This is a genomic window from Neiella litorisoli (genome assembly GCF_014773395.1).
Classification (GTDB): domain Bacteria; phylum Pseudomonadota; class Gammaproteobacteria; order Enterobacterales; family Neiellaceae; genus Neiella; species Neiella litorisoli.
Genome location: NZ_JACXAF010000001.1, coordinates 328,762 through 343,463 on the forward strand (window position 1 = coordinate 328,762; position 14,702 = coordinate 343,463).

A 14,702-nucleotide genomic window follows, 5' to 3' on the forward strand; every position below is an offset into this window, starting at 1 on the left:
TAGGGTAGCGCCCTGTTACTGTTTAACAGGGCGTTTTTGTAATTTTCGCTGCAGGGTGCGCCGATGCATATTCATGGCTCTCGCCGCCGCCGAGACATTGCCTTGATGCAACGCCAACACCCGCTGAATGTGTTCCCATTCAGCCCGCTCCGGTGACATCATTTCGTCAACGGCGGTGGTTTCAGTAGCCGGATTCTGGCCCCGTAACGCGACCAATAGCGCCGCGGAATCTACCGGTTTCGACAAATAGTCATCAGCCCCCAGTTTCATCGCTTGCACCGCAGTAGTGACGCTGGCGTAACCGGTGAGCAACACCAGCCGCGCCGCAGGCGCCAACTGGCGTAAATTAGGCAGTAACTGCAAACCACTATCGTCACCTAACTTCATATCCAACAAGATATGGCTGGGCTTAAACTGCTGCGCTTTTCCCAGAGCTTCGGCACCATCAACGGCTAATTCGGCCTGAAAACCATGGCGCTCAAGGCGTCGCTTGAGTAACTCAGCAAACGCTTGGTCATCATCAATGATTAACAAGCGATCAGTTGCTGCGGTCATGGTCCGAACTCCTGTGAAGCGGTAACTCAATGGTCACTGTGATGCGCTGTTTGTCTTCCGACTGTTGCACGGCTAAGCGACCGCCAAAGCGCTCTAGCACACTGCGACTCAATAACATTGCCATGCCAAAGCCTGATTCAGACCACACCAGTTGCTCGCCAATTAATTGCGCCACATCCAGCTCTGGCGGGCAGCGATTGCTGATCGCCAGCTGCCACCAACCACAGTGTTCATCAGTGGCGTTTGCCGATAACACCGCAAGTTTCAGCGTCACTTGCGCCGGTTCGCTGGACTCACTGGCCTGGGCGGCATTTTGCATTAAGTTGGTCAGCGCCGGCAGTAGGCTAGAATCAGCCTCTACCTCGCCTTCGCTGTCATTGGTGCTTGATTCAAGCTGCAATTGCCAAGCAACCTGCGGCCACATCAGTCGGCTCCGTTCAAGCAGAATGCTGGCCAGTTCCGTGGCCTGCCAACGTTGCCAGCGCTGCTGACGAATATCCACCGCCAACTGCCGCAGCTCGGCAAGACTATGCTGACAGCGCTGCAGTGGCGCTTGCAGCGCCTCGATATCGGCATTGTCTGGATATTGATCGGCCAGCTCTTCTTGCAACAAGCTCAGGGTCGCAATGGGTGTTGCCATATCGTGGGCGGTTTGCGCGGCGCCGGTGCCCATGGCCAAGAGTTGCTGCTGACGCATCGCCATCAGTTGTTGTTGTGCCAACTGGGCATCGCGCTGACGCAGTTCGCGAGCAATTGCTGCCACCACAAAAGCAACCACTAACGCCGACAATAAAAAGTTGATCCACATGCCAACAAAGTGGCCCTGCATATCGTGAATGTGATGCATCTGCTGTGGTAGCCAAAACACCATGCTGGAATAGGATGCAATGGCGGCGCTGAGCACCACAACCGTGCCCCACACTGGCAGCATCACGCCTGCCAGAGCGACCGGCAGCAACAGGCCAGAGACATAGGCATTGGTGGCACCGCCTGTGGCATATAACAAGCAGCTCAGCCACAGCACATCGAGTAGCAGTTGGCTACTCAAAGCAAGGGGCTTGATCGGACTGCTCGAGCGATAAACCAGTAAAGCAGATGCTTGCTGACCCAGCTGTCCTGCCAGCGCAAGCCAGATCACCACAGGCCAAGTCGCAATCGCAGCGTTCGACCAAACCAGCAGCAGTACCACTTCGACCACGATTAACAGCCAACGTAGCTGGGTTAGCCGGTGCCAGTGTCGATGAGCTGGGTTGAGTTGCTCGGGTATCATCTGTGACCTTTGCTTAGTTGGTTGTGTCAGGGGTTTAACCAAGTTCTGGTTTATCGCGACGATCGCCGATAATGACCGCAGGTTGGCCACCAACAATGGCATAAGCTGGCACGTTTCGAGTCACCACGCTGCCCATACCAATGACCGCATGATCGCCAATGGTGACGCCATCGACAATGCCGACTCCGGCGCCAATCCATACGTCATTGCCAATGGTGACACCAACACTGCTAACCGGCTGTTGCCAAACTTCTCGATCCGGCGCCATGCCATGATTAAAGGCGAATATTTTGACCGAGTTGGCTATTCGGCTGTCATCGCCAATGGTGATGCCAGCTCGGCCACCGTCAAGGCTACAACCGTGATTAATGCTCACTCGATTTCCGGCTTTAATTGGACCATGTATGAAGCTATCTGCTGCGATCATGCAGCGATCACCAAAAGTAACATCACGCCCCGGTTCAGCAAAGATCCGCGCACTGTCGGCAATAAAGCAATCCGCACCGAGCGCTACCGTTTCTAACTTTTGTAGGCGCTGCTGAATGCTTGTTTGCCAAGGTTTGGCCCACAGCAACTGTTTTGGTTTGAGCGAATAATACAGCCACGGCATCCAGTTCAGGCGCTGTTTGTGCTGCTCGATGTAATCGTGGTTGGTTGGCTGAAATTCAGCAGGCTGATCATGCATGGCGGAGAGTTGGGTTGTGGCGTTGCTGCGCTGATGATATCAGCTTGGATTGAGAAATCATTGTTCCTCGCGGCTTTTGCTGTCGTGCATCATCAACAATAAGGTGATCACCAATTTCGATGGGATCAGCAACAACAGGCCTGCGCCTATGGTCAGGGCGATGACCCGAACACCGGCGACGCCATCGGTTCGCAAGTCGGTCAACACAATGAGGCCAATACCAAGCACGATCAAAGCAACACCGAGCCACATCGCCACCATTAGCAGCCGTTTCCATTGGTTAAAGCTCATCAGGGTTTCCTATCGCTAGGTTATGAGTGCCCAAATGGCGCACAGGTCACGGACAGAGGTAGGGCAATTGCTTGTTGTTCGAGCATCTGCTGCATGGATGCAGCAGTTGAGCCATCAGGGATGATTTTACGGCGTCTCGCGCAACGAGCTATTGTCCTGCCTCTATAACTTCAACCCCATCTTACGCCGTTCACCGGCAACTCCTCTGATATGCGTCAAAAACAAAAAAGGGCGCCTGCAACAGACGCCCAAAAGGAATACACAGCTGAGGTCAACAGACCCCAAGGGGGGGTGGAACAACTAATCGTTCAGCAACGCCTTAGGCAACGCCAAATCGATTTGCTTGATCGCATTATCGCGAGCAAACAGATGAGTACTGATTGCTGCGTTCAGCACCAAACCAGTGATGGTTTCAGTGCGGCCGTCAGCCCACTCGATTGACAGCTTGGCTTCCGCGCTATCAATTGCTTGGTAACGGATTGGCACTTGGCAGAATGTGAATGCCAATGCCTCTGCTGGCACTGCTAGCTGTTGCCAGTCACCAGCTAAATCAAGGTAACGCAACTCGGTCGCTTCGTTGGTAAATTCCTGACGACGGAGCAAGCTTGGTTCAAAGCGGATCTCACCATCCCAAATACGCAAGCCCAATTCGCCCCAGCGGGTCAGTACTTCTTCTTTCACCTGACCGGTCATGCCCGGCTGCTGCGCGCCGAGATGAGACGGTGTGTGGGAATACGGATCGTAAGGGAACGAGCCATATTCTTCTGGCGTTTTGTTAAAGCCAATTCCTTCGCGAACGCGATAGTAGTAATCGGCCAGCGCCGCAATTGTTGCCTTATCGGCACCTTGAGCCACGGCACTGAAGTAGTTTTCCTGTACCGCCAGCAACAGCTTCGACACCATGTGCCAGTAGATGCTGCCCAAGCCTTCAAAGCCAAACATGGTGCCAGAGCGACCAGTGAAGGCTTTGTGGTTAAACACCGACTCATATAGGTCAAGTACTGCAGGCTTATCTTGCGCAACGGCAGTACCAAACTGACCATTGAGTTTGTTCAGCGCAGCAATCAAATCACCGGCGTTGTGGAAGTTGGCGTTAAAGCGATAGGCGCCAGCGACATCTTTTTCGATGATGCGATAGTCGTTTTCAGCCAGCATCATGCTCAGTAACGGAATGGCGTTGACTTGTTCAGCAGCGACCTGATTCTTGGTTAAGAAACCTGGCAAATCGCGATCAGGGTAGAGCATGAAGGTGCTCTGATCGGCGCGCCACATATCGCTGGCAAACAATGCATCAAGTACCTTGACCGTATCATCTGGCGCGATCACGCCAGCGCTCAGAGCCGCAACCTGACCTTCAAGCATTGGGTAGAGGTAATCAACACTGGCTTTCTCTGGTGCAACTTCAAGTAAGTTATAGGCTTCATACAAGCCATCCTGACGGACGTTGTGGGCAATAGAATGATCAACAAATGCCAGCGCATCATCGAGCATAGCCATCACGGCATTAACAGCTTGCTCGCTGGTGCCGCTAAAGCCACCGGCATAAACCTGCTGACGATAACGACCCGCGGCTTCACCTAAGTCCCGCAGTACTTGCCAGCGGAATTGGTCGGTGACTTTGGCATCGCCCAATTGCGGCGCGTACTGTGCCAGCACCTTAGCGGTATCCGCTAACCACTGACTGACTTCTGCAGACATGCTGTACGCCGCTTCACCTTGCTCCGTCAGCAACCGTTGCATAAAGGTAATGTAACGACGGACGTAGTACATGGTGACCATCGACAAGCCCTGACCAACCAGTGCGTTGTTGGCATCGTTCCATTCTGGGCGCTGCGTATTGAGCCAGATACCACCGTCAACTACCAGATTGCTCAACTTGCTGAGCAATGGCACCAACAGTTTCTCAAACAGGTTTACTTGATAAACCTCACCCCCTCCAGTAAGCACTAACTTACCGTCAGAACCAATTTCTTCAACACGTTTATCAATTAACTTGGCTTTTTCATGATCGAAGTCGACGGTGTTCTTAAAGTCCGCAACCAGCGCATCAAACGGCTTGATCGCATAGGGAACGTTGGCGTAACAGAACAAGGGTTGCTGCAACAAAGCTTGCAATTGCTGTGGGTGGAATTGCTTCGATGCTTCGAGCAATTTCAGCAGGTAAATGATTTGGTGATCGCCCCAGTAGCCAATATTGCTCCATGGATCATCTGGCTCATCCAACTCCCAGTCGATGCCATCTTTAGTGATTCGATAGGGGTTATAGCCATCAATGGTTGAGGCATTAACAAACTTCGCGATGACGTTTTCGATAAAATCTGGATAGCTGACCGCCAGCGCTTCCCAGTTCTGGAAAATATCGCGCCAGTTGCCCTGATAAGACAGCAAGCGATTGCCAGCGTCATCACGCAGTTTAATGACAAAGTGGTTCCATGGTCGGCTCGGATCGCCATGACGACGACCAAAGGTGATTGGCAAATATTCGTAGCACAGGCGCTCAAGTTGCGGATCTTTCTGGTCAATGACAGCCTGATGCAAATCTTGATAAGACAATACTTCCGGCAGATCGCGAATAAACTTCTGATGACGTTGCCACACCGCTTTGTTCAATACCGATAAGGTGGCGTTGAAATCTTCGCGCGGCACTTGGTATTGGTCATTGAAGATGCCGCCACGCATGACGTTAAACAACACATTGGCATAATGGTGCGTGCTGACCTGCTCTTCGGCAGTCGCTTGGAAGCCGTCAGCGGCAGCCATCAGGCGGGCCAGCTCATCTGAATTGGCTTCAATCGAAGCGGCAATGTCGGCGGCCAGCTGTGGGTTTTCGGCAATTTGCTTGCGTGTCGCCACGACATCGGATTGTGACTGGCTGACGTCCGCAACCAATTGCCAGCTTTGTTCCGTTTGGCCTGCCAGTTTCAGCTGGCTAACCAGTAAATAGGCGCCAGGCTCGGCGCGCATTAGGTGTTCGCTGCGCACTTCACGGCCCATGCGGAAGGCATTGAGCTGACGTGTCGACAACAACACATTGGCCTGCGGCAAACCAAGACTAAAGACGCCGGATGCCTTTAGCGATTCGCTCGGCTCGGCGCGGTCTGAAATGGCGGCATACAAGGCAAACACGGCATGGTTCGTGGCCGGATCGAGTTCATTCCACTTATATGCATCAACCAAGCAACTTGCTTCGGTTTGGGTTTTGCGTGGTACCGCCCAAGGCAGCAGGTTAGTGACACCATCGAGCAACTTAATATCGACAGTGGCGTCATTGAGGTTTTCTAAGTAACTGTGGCGAACAAAACCATATGCGTCACTTGAGCTCCAGCTATAGCTGAATTTCAGGCCCAGTTCATGGTTGGTTTCGCTGAACACCAATTTACTACCGAGTAAGTTCTTATAAAGGGTGCGGGTGACGTTAGGGCTTGTTGGCCCTTGCTCAACGAACGGCTGCCACAACACAGGCCCTTGCACTGTGGTAACCCAAAACAGTGATTTCGAACCTGTTTTGTGGGCATTGCTGTGGATCTTATCTACAGATTCGTAAGGGAACAGCGCATTTTCTGGCTGAGTGCGGCCCGCAGTTAGGGCGCCGGTCGATGAGATAAACAGCCAATGATCACTACTCGACACCAGGCTGATAAAGAATGGCGGCATTTGGTCATAATCTTTGATCGCGTAAAAGCGTTCTCCGTTGAGCGTTACGAATCCGCTCGAGCCGACATCGGCCGCAAAGTGAGTGTTTGTCATTTTTTTATCCCAAGACGCGTAAATACAGTTGCTCGTTGAACTTCATCTCCAGAGAATGATGAACATTCATGTAAGCGCTTACAGTGAATTTTCATTACATTTTGGAAACATTGCAAGTCAGATTTGCGTGACGATCGACAAAAATGAGAACTCAGATCAAAAAATCATCGTGTTTGATTCTAACGTGAATCAATGCCAGAACAGATAACCACATGGTTTGATTGGCATTTAACATGCTGCATTTGTTAACAGATAAATGCCTTCTGATTTTCGCTCGCCAGCACCATGTTTTGGCGATTTTGTGAACTACTTAGAATAAATGACGATCGCGCTATGAATTCAAAATAACCGACCCATATAATCGCCAAAAGAAAACGCTTACATAAATTTTCACAATTTATGAGGCAAGCGATTAAGTAGTTTTGAGGTAAAGAGCAATGAGATTCAACAGAGTAATTGCTTTGCTGTTATTCCCCTTATTAGTCGTGTCATTGACCGCTAAGGCAGCAATAAAGGTCAACTACTACCAACCTAGTAACGAAAATGACCGCTATCCAATCGACTTAGTGTCATTCCTGCTCGACAAATCCGGCATGGACTACCAGCTCAACGGCGTGCCGTCAGAAAACCTGACCGAGCAGCGATTAATCAGCGACGTTCAGAGCGGTCAGGTGTCTTTTATCTCAATGGCCACCAATGAGCGCCTCAACAACGAACTGCATGCTATTCAGTACCCCATGTATCGTGGCTTGCTAGGGCACCGTGTGTTTATCATTCGCCAAGGTGACCAACACAAATTTGACGGCATCAACTCTGTTGCCGAACTAAACCGTCTGGTTGGCGGCCAGGGCCGTTTTTGGGCCGACACCGCGGTACTAAAAAGCGCAGGCTTAAATGTTGAAACACCAGTCAAATATCACAGCTTGTTTTACATGCTAGAGGGCGAGCGCTTTGACTATTTTCCGCGAGCCATTCACGAACCACTCAATGAGATCGCGGCGCGACCAGAACTAGACCTGACCATCGAGAAAAATCTTTTGCTGGTGTATCCGATGCCGATGTTGCTCTACACCTCCAAGGCCAATCCAGAGCTATATAAAGCGTTGGAGTTGGGCTTTGAAAATGCCATTCAAGATGGCAGCTTTGCCAAATGGTTTGTTGAACACCCAGCAATTGAACAAGTGCTGTCTAAGATCGAACTACATAATCGCACCGTATTGCGCCTTGATAACCCGCACCTCCCTGCAGGGACGCCGGTTCACCGCAAAGAGTTGTGGCTCGATATCGAGCAGCTTAAAAAGACCTCTTAGCACAATAGGCAAAACGACAATGGGCTGAGCACGGACGCTTGCCCACCCGCTCTCCGATTTACCCCCTTCCGTACCACTGCCAATTTGTTGATTTGTGATCAGCAATTCTACTCGCCAAGAAATGTAAACGTTATCATAGCTATTTATTGCAACTAAAACTCAACAAAACACAGAGGGTTAGTGGGTCAATAAAAAAATTGTGACATCCGCGACTGGGATCAAGAGGAGAAATTGATTAACCTAAAAGTCAAAATGACTACAAGATAAAAAACGCCACCAATTTACTCGATGAGAAGTAAAACAACATGAAAAATATAATAACGACGCTAATTATACTGAGCACAGTGCTGTTATGGCCGATGCTGGCCCATGCAGAGCTGACCGTCCGCTACTACGAACCCCGTAACAAGAAAGACAAATACCCCATTGATTTAGTCGAGTTCCTGCTGACCAAAGCGGGTACTCGCTACACCCTCGATCCGGTGAGCGCATCAGATTCGACCGAAATGCGCCAAATCGCCGATCTCAATGCGGGCTACATCAGCATTTCAACACTAGCAGCAAACGACAACCTCAACCAAGAGCTGCATGCCATTCAGTACCCGATTTTTCGCGGCTTACTGGGGCACCGAGTGTTTATTATTCGCAAGGGCGATCAAAACCGTTTCAACCACATTGAAAACATCCAACAATTGAGCAAATTGATCGGCGGTCAGGGCCGTTTCTGGGCCGATACTGCGGTGTTAAAAAGCGCCGGTTTGCAGCTGGAAACCCCAGTCAAATACGACAGCCTGTTTTACATGCTCGATGGCAATCGCTTTGACTATTTTCCTAGGGCGATTCACGAGCCACTGACCGAGATCGCCGCTCGCCCCCACTTAAACCTCGCCATCGAAGACAATATTTTGCTGGTTTATCCGCAGCCCATGCTGTTTTACACGGCCAAATCCAATACCGAGCTGTCCAATGCATTGGAGCAAGGTTTTGAGCTAGCGGTTCAGGACGGCAGTTTCGCCAATTGGTTTGTCAGCCATCCGATGATTCAGGAAGTGATGTCGAAGATCGATTTGAACAACCGAACCGTGATCCGCATTGCCAACCCCCATCTGCCGGCCGAAACACCGGTCGACCGACAAGAACTTTGGCTTGATGTAACCCAGCTCAAACAAGCCAGTTAAACCGCTGCCACGGTTTTCCCCCTCTCAAAGCATCGGCATGGAAGCAGTGCTTTGATTCAATTTTGTGATTCGAAATCAAGTTTTCACTAGCCAGCAGGGTTCAATCCTTGATCTTGCCTTTACATCTGCATAACCTTCCATGTAAGCGCTTTCTTGAGTTGCCTTGCAAGTGGTTCAAGTTGCCAAGTCGTACACATTTTATAATCGGGGCAAGCTGAATGCTGAAAACCAAAGAAAAAGTTGCCTATGGGCTAGGTGACACAGCCAGTAACTTTATTTTCGCCATCGTGATGTCATTCATCACTTATTTCTATACTGATGTCTTTGGCATTTCAGCAGCAGTGGTCGGCACCATGTTTTTGGTGGTACGTATTATTGATGCCGTCACCGACCCATTGATGGGCGCGTTTGCCGACAAGACCGAAACCCGCTGGGGTCGCTATCGTCCTTACTTAGTGTGGCTCGCAGTGCCGTTCGCTATTATCAGCGTGCTGGCATTTACCACCCCAGATTTATCGCCAACCAATAAAGTGCTGTACGCCTACGTCACCTACATTCTGTTGATGCTGGCCTACACCGCGATCAATATTCCTTATTCAGCGCTCGGTGGTGTCCTTACTGACGATCCCAAAGAGCGGGTGTCGGTGCAAAGCTACCGCTTTGTGTTCGGCATGATCGGCGGCTTTATCGTCACCTCGCTGACGCTACCATTGGTCGAATACTTTGGTAATGGCGACGAAGCGAAAGGCTTCCAGTACACCATGGCGACCATGAGTGTGGTTGGTATTGTGCTGTTTTTGCTGTGCTTCGCCGGTACCAAAGAGCGGGTATCACCACCGAAAGACCAGCAAATTAACTTCCGCACAGCGATGCGCTCGCTGTGGCAAAACGACCAGTGGCGGATCCTCTGCATCGCGGCCATTTTATTACTCACCGGTATGGTGATCCGCGGCACGCTCGCCATCTACTATGTCAAGAATTACCTCGATGTCAGCTCAGTGATGCACTATCTCGACTACGGCTTCATTAAGTTGTTTGTTGGCGACAGCTACGTTGGTTTGTCTGATGCCGAAGCGTTGGAGAAAATGGTCCCCATGCTGATCACCATATTCCTCACCATCGGTATGGTCGGCAATATCATCGGTAGCTTTGTTGCCCAGCATGTCACCAAGCGAATTGATAAAGTCAAAGCCTACGTCGGCTTACAATTTATCGCAGCAATCATTTGCGGACTGAGCTTCTTTGTTGCTCCCGAGCAAGTCGAAACGGCAATTTTCATGAATTTCATTTACTGCTTCTTCCTACAAATGGCAACGCCAATGTTGTGGGCCAAAATGGCTGACACCATTGATTACGGTCATTTGAAAACAGGCATGCGAGTCACCGGTTTGGTTTATTCAACCGTGGTGTTCTTCATCAAATTGGGAGTCGCATTAGGTGGTGCAATTGCGGCCTGGCTGTTGGCTTACTATGGCTACAATGCCGATTTAACCACTCAGGCAGCAGATACCGTCGATGGCATCTTATTCACCTTCACCGTATGGCCAGCAATCTCTTGCTTAATTGTTGCCTTCGTCATGCGCTGGTATAAGTTGAACGACAAAAAGGTTGAACAAGTCCATCAACAACTACAAGCAGGTACGTGTTAATTCTGTGCCGCTCATCGTGTAAGATGGGCGGCGTTTTCAAGAATTTACCAAAACCAACGGACTGATCATGGCGACGATATACGAAGTATCCAAGCTCGCTGGTGTGTCACTGGCAACAGTGTCCCGCGTGATGAACCAGAATGCTTATGTGACCGATGCAACCAAGCAGAAAGTGCTGGATGCAATGAAAGAGCTGAATTACCGCCCAAATTCGGCAGCGCAGTCTTTGGCACTGAACCGTAGCGACAGCGTTGGTGTACTGGTTGCCGAACTCGACGGCCCGTTCTACGGACCAGTCATGGCTGGGGTCGAATCTGAGCTAAGAAAAGCCGGCAAGCACGTCATTATTGCCGCCGGCCACGATGATGAAGAGACCGAAAAAGAAGGGGTCGAATTTCTCATTGGCCGCGGCTGTGATGCCCTGATTCTGTTGGCAGAAACTCTGCCCAATGAATACCTAATTGAGCTGTCCAAGCGCGACACCCCGTTCGTCATGCTCAACCGTTCCACCAAAACACTCGAATCTCAATGCATCACCCTGGATAACCAACTCGGTGGCTACCTGGCGACCAAACTGCTGATCGAGCAAGGTCACCGCGACATTGCCTATATCTCCGGACCACTGTGGAAGCACGATGCCGAAGACCGCTTTGCCGGCCACAAACAGGCCATGGAAGAGGCCGGTATTGAAGTCGACCCAGCATTGCTATTCGAATCCGATTACCGTGAAGCTGGTGGTAGTAGCGGCTTTTTACAGCTACTCAATAGTGGCCGTAAGTTCACCGCACTGGCCTGCGCCAATGATGAAATGGCCTCTGGCGCGATGATTAGTGCCGTGCAAAAAGGCATTCGCATTCCAGATGACTTATCCATCGTCGGCTTCGATAACGTCCATTACGCTCGGCTGTTAACGCCATCGCTGACCACTGTCGAATTCCCAATCAATGAGATGGGTAAGATGGCAGCACGCTGGGTGCTGAAAAACGCCTACGGTAAAACTAAGTTGTCGTACAACAACTACTTTTCGCCAAAACTCATTCAGCGCCACTCCACCAAACCACCTGCCAGCAAGTAACCCCAGCAAACAAGCTGGGGCTCTGCTGAGCTGTTCCTTTTTTCATCATGTAAGCGCTTACGTGAGCAAGATCTCAATTCTTTAATCTCTACTGCGATCCAGATCGTACAAACAAGCAACTGACCGTGACCAAAGAACCAAGAGAGGCATATGCTTTACGTAAGCGCTTACATAAATGCAGCAAAACAGCAAAAGGTCGATTACATGACAAGCGGCGCGAAACACACCCCAATTTCGAGCAACGATTGAAAAGAATCACACGGAGATACGGATGAAAACCATTCATTTATTACCGCTCGCCGTAGCGGTATCCGTCGGTTTATCAGGCTGTGGTGGCAGTGATAATGTCACCAAAAAAGTTGACGAACCCCCAATGATAGAGCCAGGCGGATGGACCCTCGCTTGGGCAGACGAATTTGATGGCAACGCCATCGATATGAACAACTGGGAGCACGAAGTAAACTGCAGTGGTGGTGGCAACCAAGAACGCCAATGCTACACAGATGACTCAGCAAACTCCTACATTGACAACGGCGTGCTGAAAATCGTTGCGCTGCCAGCAGAAGGCCTTGATGGCGGCAAAGAGTACACCTCTGCTCGTCTCCGCACCATCAACAAAGTCGACTTCACCTACGGCCGTGTTGAAATTCGCGCTAAGGTTCCAACCGGTCAAGGCTCATGGCCTGCGGCTTGGATGTTACCAACCGACAATGTCTACGGCGGTTGGCCAACCTCCGGCGAAATCGACATTATGGAAACCGTCAACATTGGCGTGCCATTAGCAGATGGCGGTGTTGAATCAACCATTCACGGTACCTTGCACTATGGCAAACAATGGCCGGGTAACGAAAACAGTGGTAAATCCTACCTGTTGCCTGATGGCAGCACCCCAGCAGATGACTTCCACACTTATGCCATTGAGTGGGAAGAAGGCGAAATTCGCTGGTATGTCGATGGCGTCCACTACGTCACTCAGCGTCAATCCGAAGTCGAATACAACACCTCGGGCGATGCCGTTGGCTTGATCCACAAAGGCTGGTTCACCCAAATCGACGACGAGATTGTCTGGGATTCACGACCATTCGATCAGGACTTCCACATTCTGTTGAACTTCGCGGTGGGCGGCAGCTGGCCTGAAAACGTCAACCAAGGTGGCGTCGATCCAACGGCATTCCACGCCGACAACGCCTACGAAATTGACTATGTTCGTGTGTACAAGTGTGAAACCGCTTCCTTAGATGGTACCGGCTGCGGCACTTTCGATTTTGGCTACCACTTCCCAGTTGAAGAGGGCGGCACCCTAATCGAAGGCAAAGCGCCAGTACCAGTGCCTCCATCATCTGGCATTCCGCAAGATCTCACCATCTTTGACGAAGAAGAAAATGCAAATTGGCCGGCATGGGCTGATGGTCAGTCTGATCCAGCCATCGTTGATGACGAAGACGGTGACTACGGCAAAGCAGTTGAATTCAATATTGTCGGCAACCAAGTAGCTGGCTTCAACACCCGCATTGCTGAAGAAAGCAAACCATTTGATGCATCACCAATCAAAGATGTTGGCGACCTTGAATTTGACCTCAAGATTGTCCGTCAGCCACTGGCTGGGCCAACCAACTGGTACGTGAAAGTTGAGCAAAATGGCGGCAGCCAAGGCGGCGGTACCGATGGCGAAGTCACCATCACGCCACCAGCAGAGCTGGATACTTGGGTCCACTACAGCATTCCACTGAAAAACCTCAGCGGTCTTGACCACAATGGTATTGACGTGGTGATGCTGTTCCCAACTTGGGGCCAAGGTCAGGGCGCTATCTATCGCATGGATAATGTTGAATTCACCGGTGCTGACAAAGTAGGTGACGGCAACGATCCAGGCGGCGAGTTCGTCATGCTGAGCACTGATGGTCCTGCTGACGGGCTTTCGTTGAACGGCTACGATGGTAATGACAACCCAGACAACAACGCCATTGTTGATGGCGTCCTGCAAGTTCGTATCAATGGTGCCGGTAACGCTTACCTAGAGTCGGCAGAAGCACTAGATTACACCGAGTATCTGACTTGGGATCTGGTCTTCGACCTGAAAGTAAACAGCTTGGGCAGCAACGAAGACGTTTACGTCAAGTTCGATAGCGGCTGGCCGGCAGTGAGTGATATTAAGCTGGCAGAAACATCAACTGGTCTGCAAGACGATGGTGAGTGGCATACATACACCATTAGCGTCAGCGAGTTGCTGGATGGCACCAACCGCGTCAACGGCAGCGGCCAAGCAATTCCAACCTCAATCCTCAACCCAATCGTGTTTGAAGGTGTTGGCGGTGCTGACTTGTCGATTGATGTCCGTGACATCCGCTTGTTCAAAGAAGGTTCAAATGGCGGCGACAACGGTGGCGATAACGGCGGTGCCAGTGGCGAACCGATGGTTTGGCTCGGTACCACACTGGCCGATGGCTTCGACCTGACTGGCTACAATGCCGATGCCGAAGATTCATGGGTGATCACCGATGAAGGCGTATTGGAAGTTGACTTCGCTGGCGGCGGTAACGTCTACTTTGTTGCCCCAGAGCCATTGGATTTGTCGGCGCAAACCAACTGGTACCTGACCTTTGATGTCAAGATCAACAACCTTGGTGGCGCTTCAGACCTACTGGTTAAAATCGACAGCGGCTGGCCAAATGTTAGTGACATGCCACTATCGTTGACGTCGACCGGTTTGATGGATGATGGCGAATGGCACAGTTATTCAATCTTGATGAGCGACCTGCTTGAGCGCCGCAACAGCATCGACCCATCAGGGATTGCAAACCCAGCAAGCGTGATCAACCCATTCGTGATGGAAGGTGTTGGTACAGATGCCTCATTCGATGTTCGCAATGTTGTTCTAACACCAACGCCTTAGTAGCAAGTAACAGCAACAACCTTCGTTGAAACGGCTCCTTCGGGAGCCG

At 50.9% G+C, this 14,702-nt stretch carries 10 protein-coding genes; 5 read left to right on the plus strand and 5 right to left on the minus strand.

The genetic code is table 11. The features are described 5' to 3' along the window. Nucleotides 1-15: 15 nt before the first annotated feature. From IC617_RS01460 to IC617_RS01480, 5 genes are all read right to left on the minus strand, one after another. The gene (locus IC617_RS01460; RefSeq protein ID WP_191143200.1) at nucleotides 16-555 is read right to left on the minus strand and encodes a response regulator transcription factor; all 540 of its coding nucleotides are present in this window, start codon (nucleotides 553-555) and stop codon (nucleotides 16-18) included. Next, a complete protein-coding gene (locus tag IC617_RS01465; RefSeq protein WP_191143201.1) occupies nucleotides 539-1,825 on the minus strand; it encodes a sensor histidine kinase in 1,287 nt (428 codons plus the stop codon). The genes IC617_RS01460 and IC617_RS01465 overlap by 17 nt, the downstream gene beginning before the upstream one ends. 34 nt (nucleotides 1,826-1,859) lie before the next feature. Continuing rightward, nucleotides 1,860-2,510, minus strand: a complete 651-nt coding sequence (locus tag IC617_RS01470; RefSeq protein WP_191143202.1) for an acyltransferase — start codon at nucleotides 2,508-2,510, stop codon at nucleotides 1,860-1,862. Nucleotides 2,511-2,567: 57 nt separating this feature from the next. Further along, entirely contained in the window at nucleotides 2,568-2,801 is a 234-nt protein-coding gene (locus tag IC617_RS01475) for a hypothetical protein (protein WP_191143203.1), read from the minus strand. A 300-nt stretch (nucleotides 2,802-3,101) separates the two neighbouring features. After that, nucleotides 3,102-6,548, minus strand: coding sequence for a 1,3-beta-D-glucan phosphorylase, GH149 family (locus IC617_RS01480; RefSeq protein ID WP_191143204.1), 3,447 nt, complete (start codon nucleotides 6,546-6,548; stop codon nucleotides 3,102-3,104). Between the two features lie 437 nt (nucleotides 6,549-6,985). On the opposite strand from IC617_RS01480, the gene IC617_RS01485 reads away from it, so the two are divergent. The 5 genes from IC617_RS01485 (at nucleotide 6,986) to IC617_RS01505 (ending at nucleotide 14,653) form a co-directional block, all read left to right on the plus strand. After that, on the plus strand, nucleotides 6,986-7,858 hold the full coding sequence (locus IC617_RS01485) for a transporter substrate-binding domain-containing protein (protein WP_191143205.1): 873 nt from the start codon (nucleotides 6,986-6,988) through the stop codon (nucleotides 7,856-7,858). Nucleotides 7,859-8,163: 305 nt separating this feature from the next. Next, nucleotides 8,164-9,036: a transporter substrate-binding domain-containing protein gene (locus IC617_RS01490; RefSeq protein ID WP_191143206.1), complete on the plus strand. Its 873-nt coding sequence runs from the start codon at nucleotides 8,164-8,166 to the stop codon at nucleotides 9,034-9,036. A gap of 218 nt (nucleotides 9,037-9,254) precedes the next feature. Continuing rightward, a complete protein-coding gene (locus IC617_RS01495) occupies nucleotides 9,255-10,685 on the plus strand; it encodes a glycoside-pentoside-hexuronide (GPH):cation symporter (protein WP_191143207.1) in 1,431 nt (476 codons plus the stop codon). A gap of 67 nt (nucleotides 10,686-10,752) precedes the next feature. Then, nucleotides 10,753-11,760: a LacI family DNA-binding transcriptional regulator gene (locus tag IC617_RS01500; protein WP_191143208.1), complete on the plus strand. Its 1,008-nt coding sequence runs from the start codon at nucleotides 10,753-10,755 to the stop codon at nucleotides 11,758-11,760. Nucleotides 11,761-12,031: 271 nt separating this feature from the next. Further along, on the plus strand, nucleotides 12,032-14,653 hold the full coding sequence (locus tag IC617_RS01505; RefSeq protein WP_191143209.1) for a glycoside hydrolase family 16 protein: 2,622 nt from the start codon (nucleotides 12,032-12,034) through the stop codon (nucleotides 14,651-14,653). The last annotated feature ends 49 nt before the right edge of the window (nucleotides 14,654-14,702 follow it).

What these genes read in the sequence shown, in the direction of transcription:
- IC617_RS01460 (WP_191143200.1), bottom strand. Translation starts at nt 555, where the DNA reads ATGACCGCAGCAACTGATCGCTTGTTAATCATTGATGATGACCAAGCG.
- IC617_RS01465 (WP_191143201.1), bottom strand. Translation starts at nt 1,825, where the DNA reads ATGATACCCGAGCAACTCAACCCAGCTCATCGACACTGGCACCGGCTA.
- IC617_RS01470 (WP_191143202.1), bottom strand. Translation starts at nt 2,510, where the DNA reads ATGCATGATCAGCCTGCTGAATTTCAGCCAACCAACCACGATTACATC.
- IC617_RS01475 (WP_191143203.1), bottom strand. Translation starts at nt 2,801, where the DNA reads ATGAGCTTTAACCAATGGAAACGGCTGCTAATGGTGGCGATGTGGCTC.
- IC617_RS01480 (WP_191143204.1), bottom strand. Translation starts at nt 6,548, where the DNA reads ATGACAAACACTCACTTTGCGGCCGATGTCGGCTCGAGCGGATTCGTA.
- IC617_RS01485 (WP_191143205.1), top strand. Translation starts at nt 6,986, where the DNA reads ATGAGATTCAACAGAGTAATTGCTTTGCTGTTATTCCCCTTATTAGTC.
- IC617_RS01490 (WP_191143206.1), top strand. Translation starts at nt 8,164, where the DNA reads ATGAAAAATATAATAACGACGCTAATTATACTGAGCACAGTGCTGTTA.
- IC617_RS01495 (WP_191143207.1), top strand. Translation starts at nt 9,255, where the DNA reads ATGCTGAAAACCAAAGAAAAAGTTGCCTATGGGCTAGGTGACACAGCC.
- IC617_RS01500 (WP_191143208.1), top strand. Translation starts at nt 10,753, where the DNA reads ATGGCGACGATATACGAAGTATCCAAGCTCGCTGGTGTGTCACTGGCA.
- IC617_RS01505 (WP_191143209.1), top strand. Translation starts at nt 12,032, where the DNA reads ATGAAAACCATTCATTTATTACCGCTCGCCGTAGCGGTATCCGTCGGT.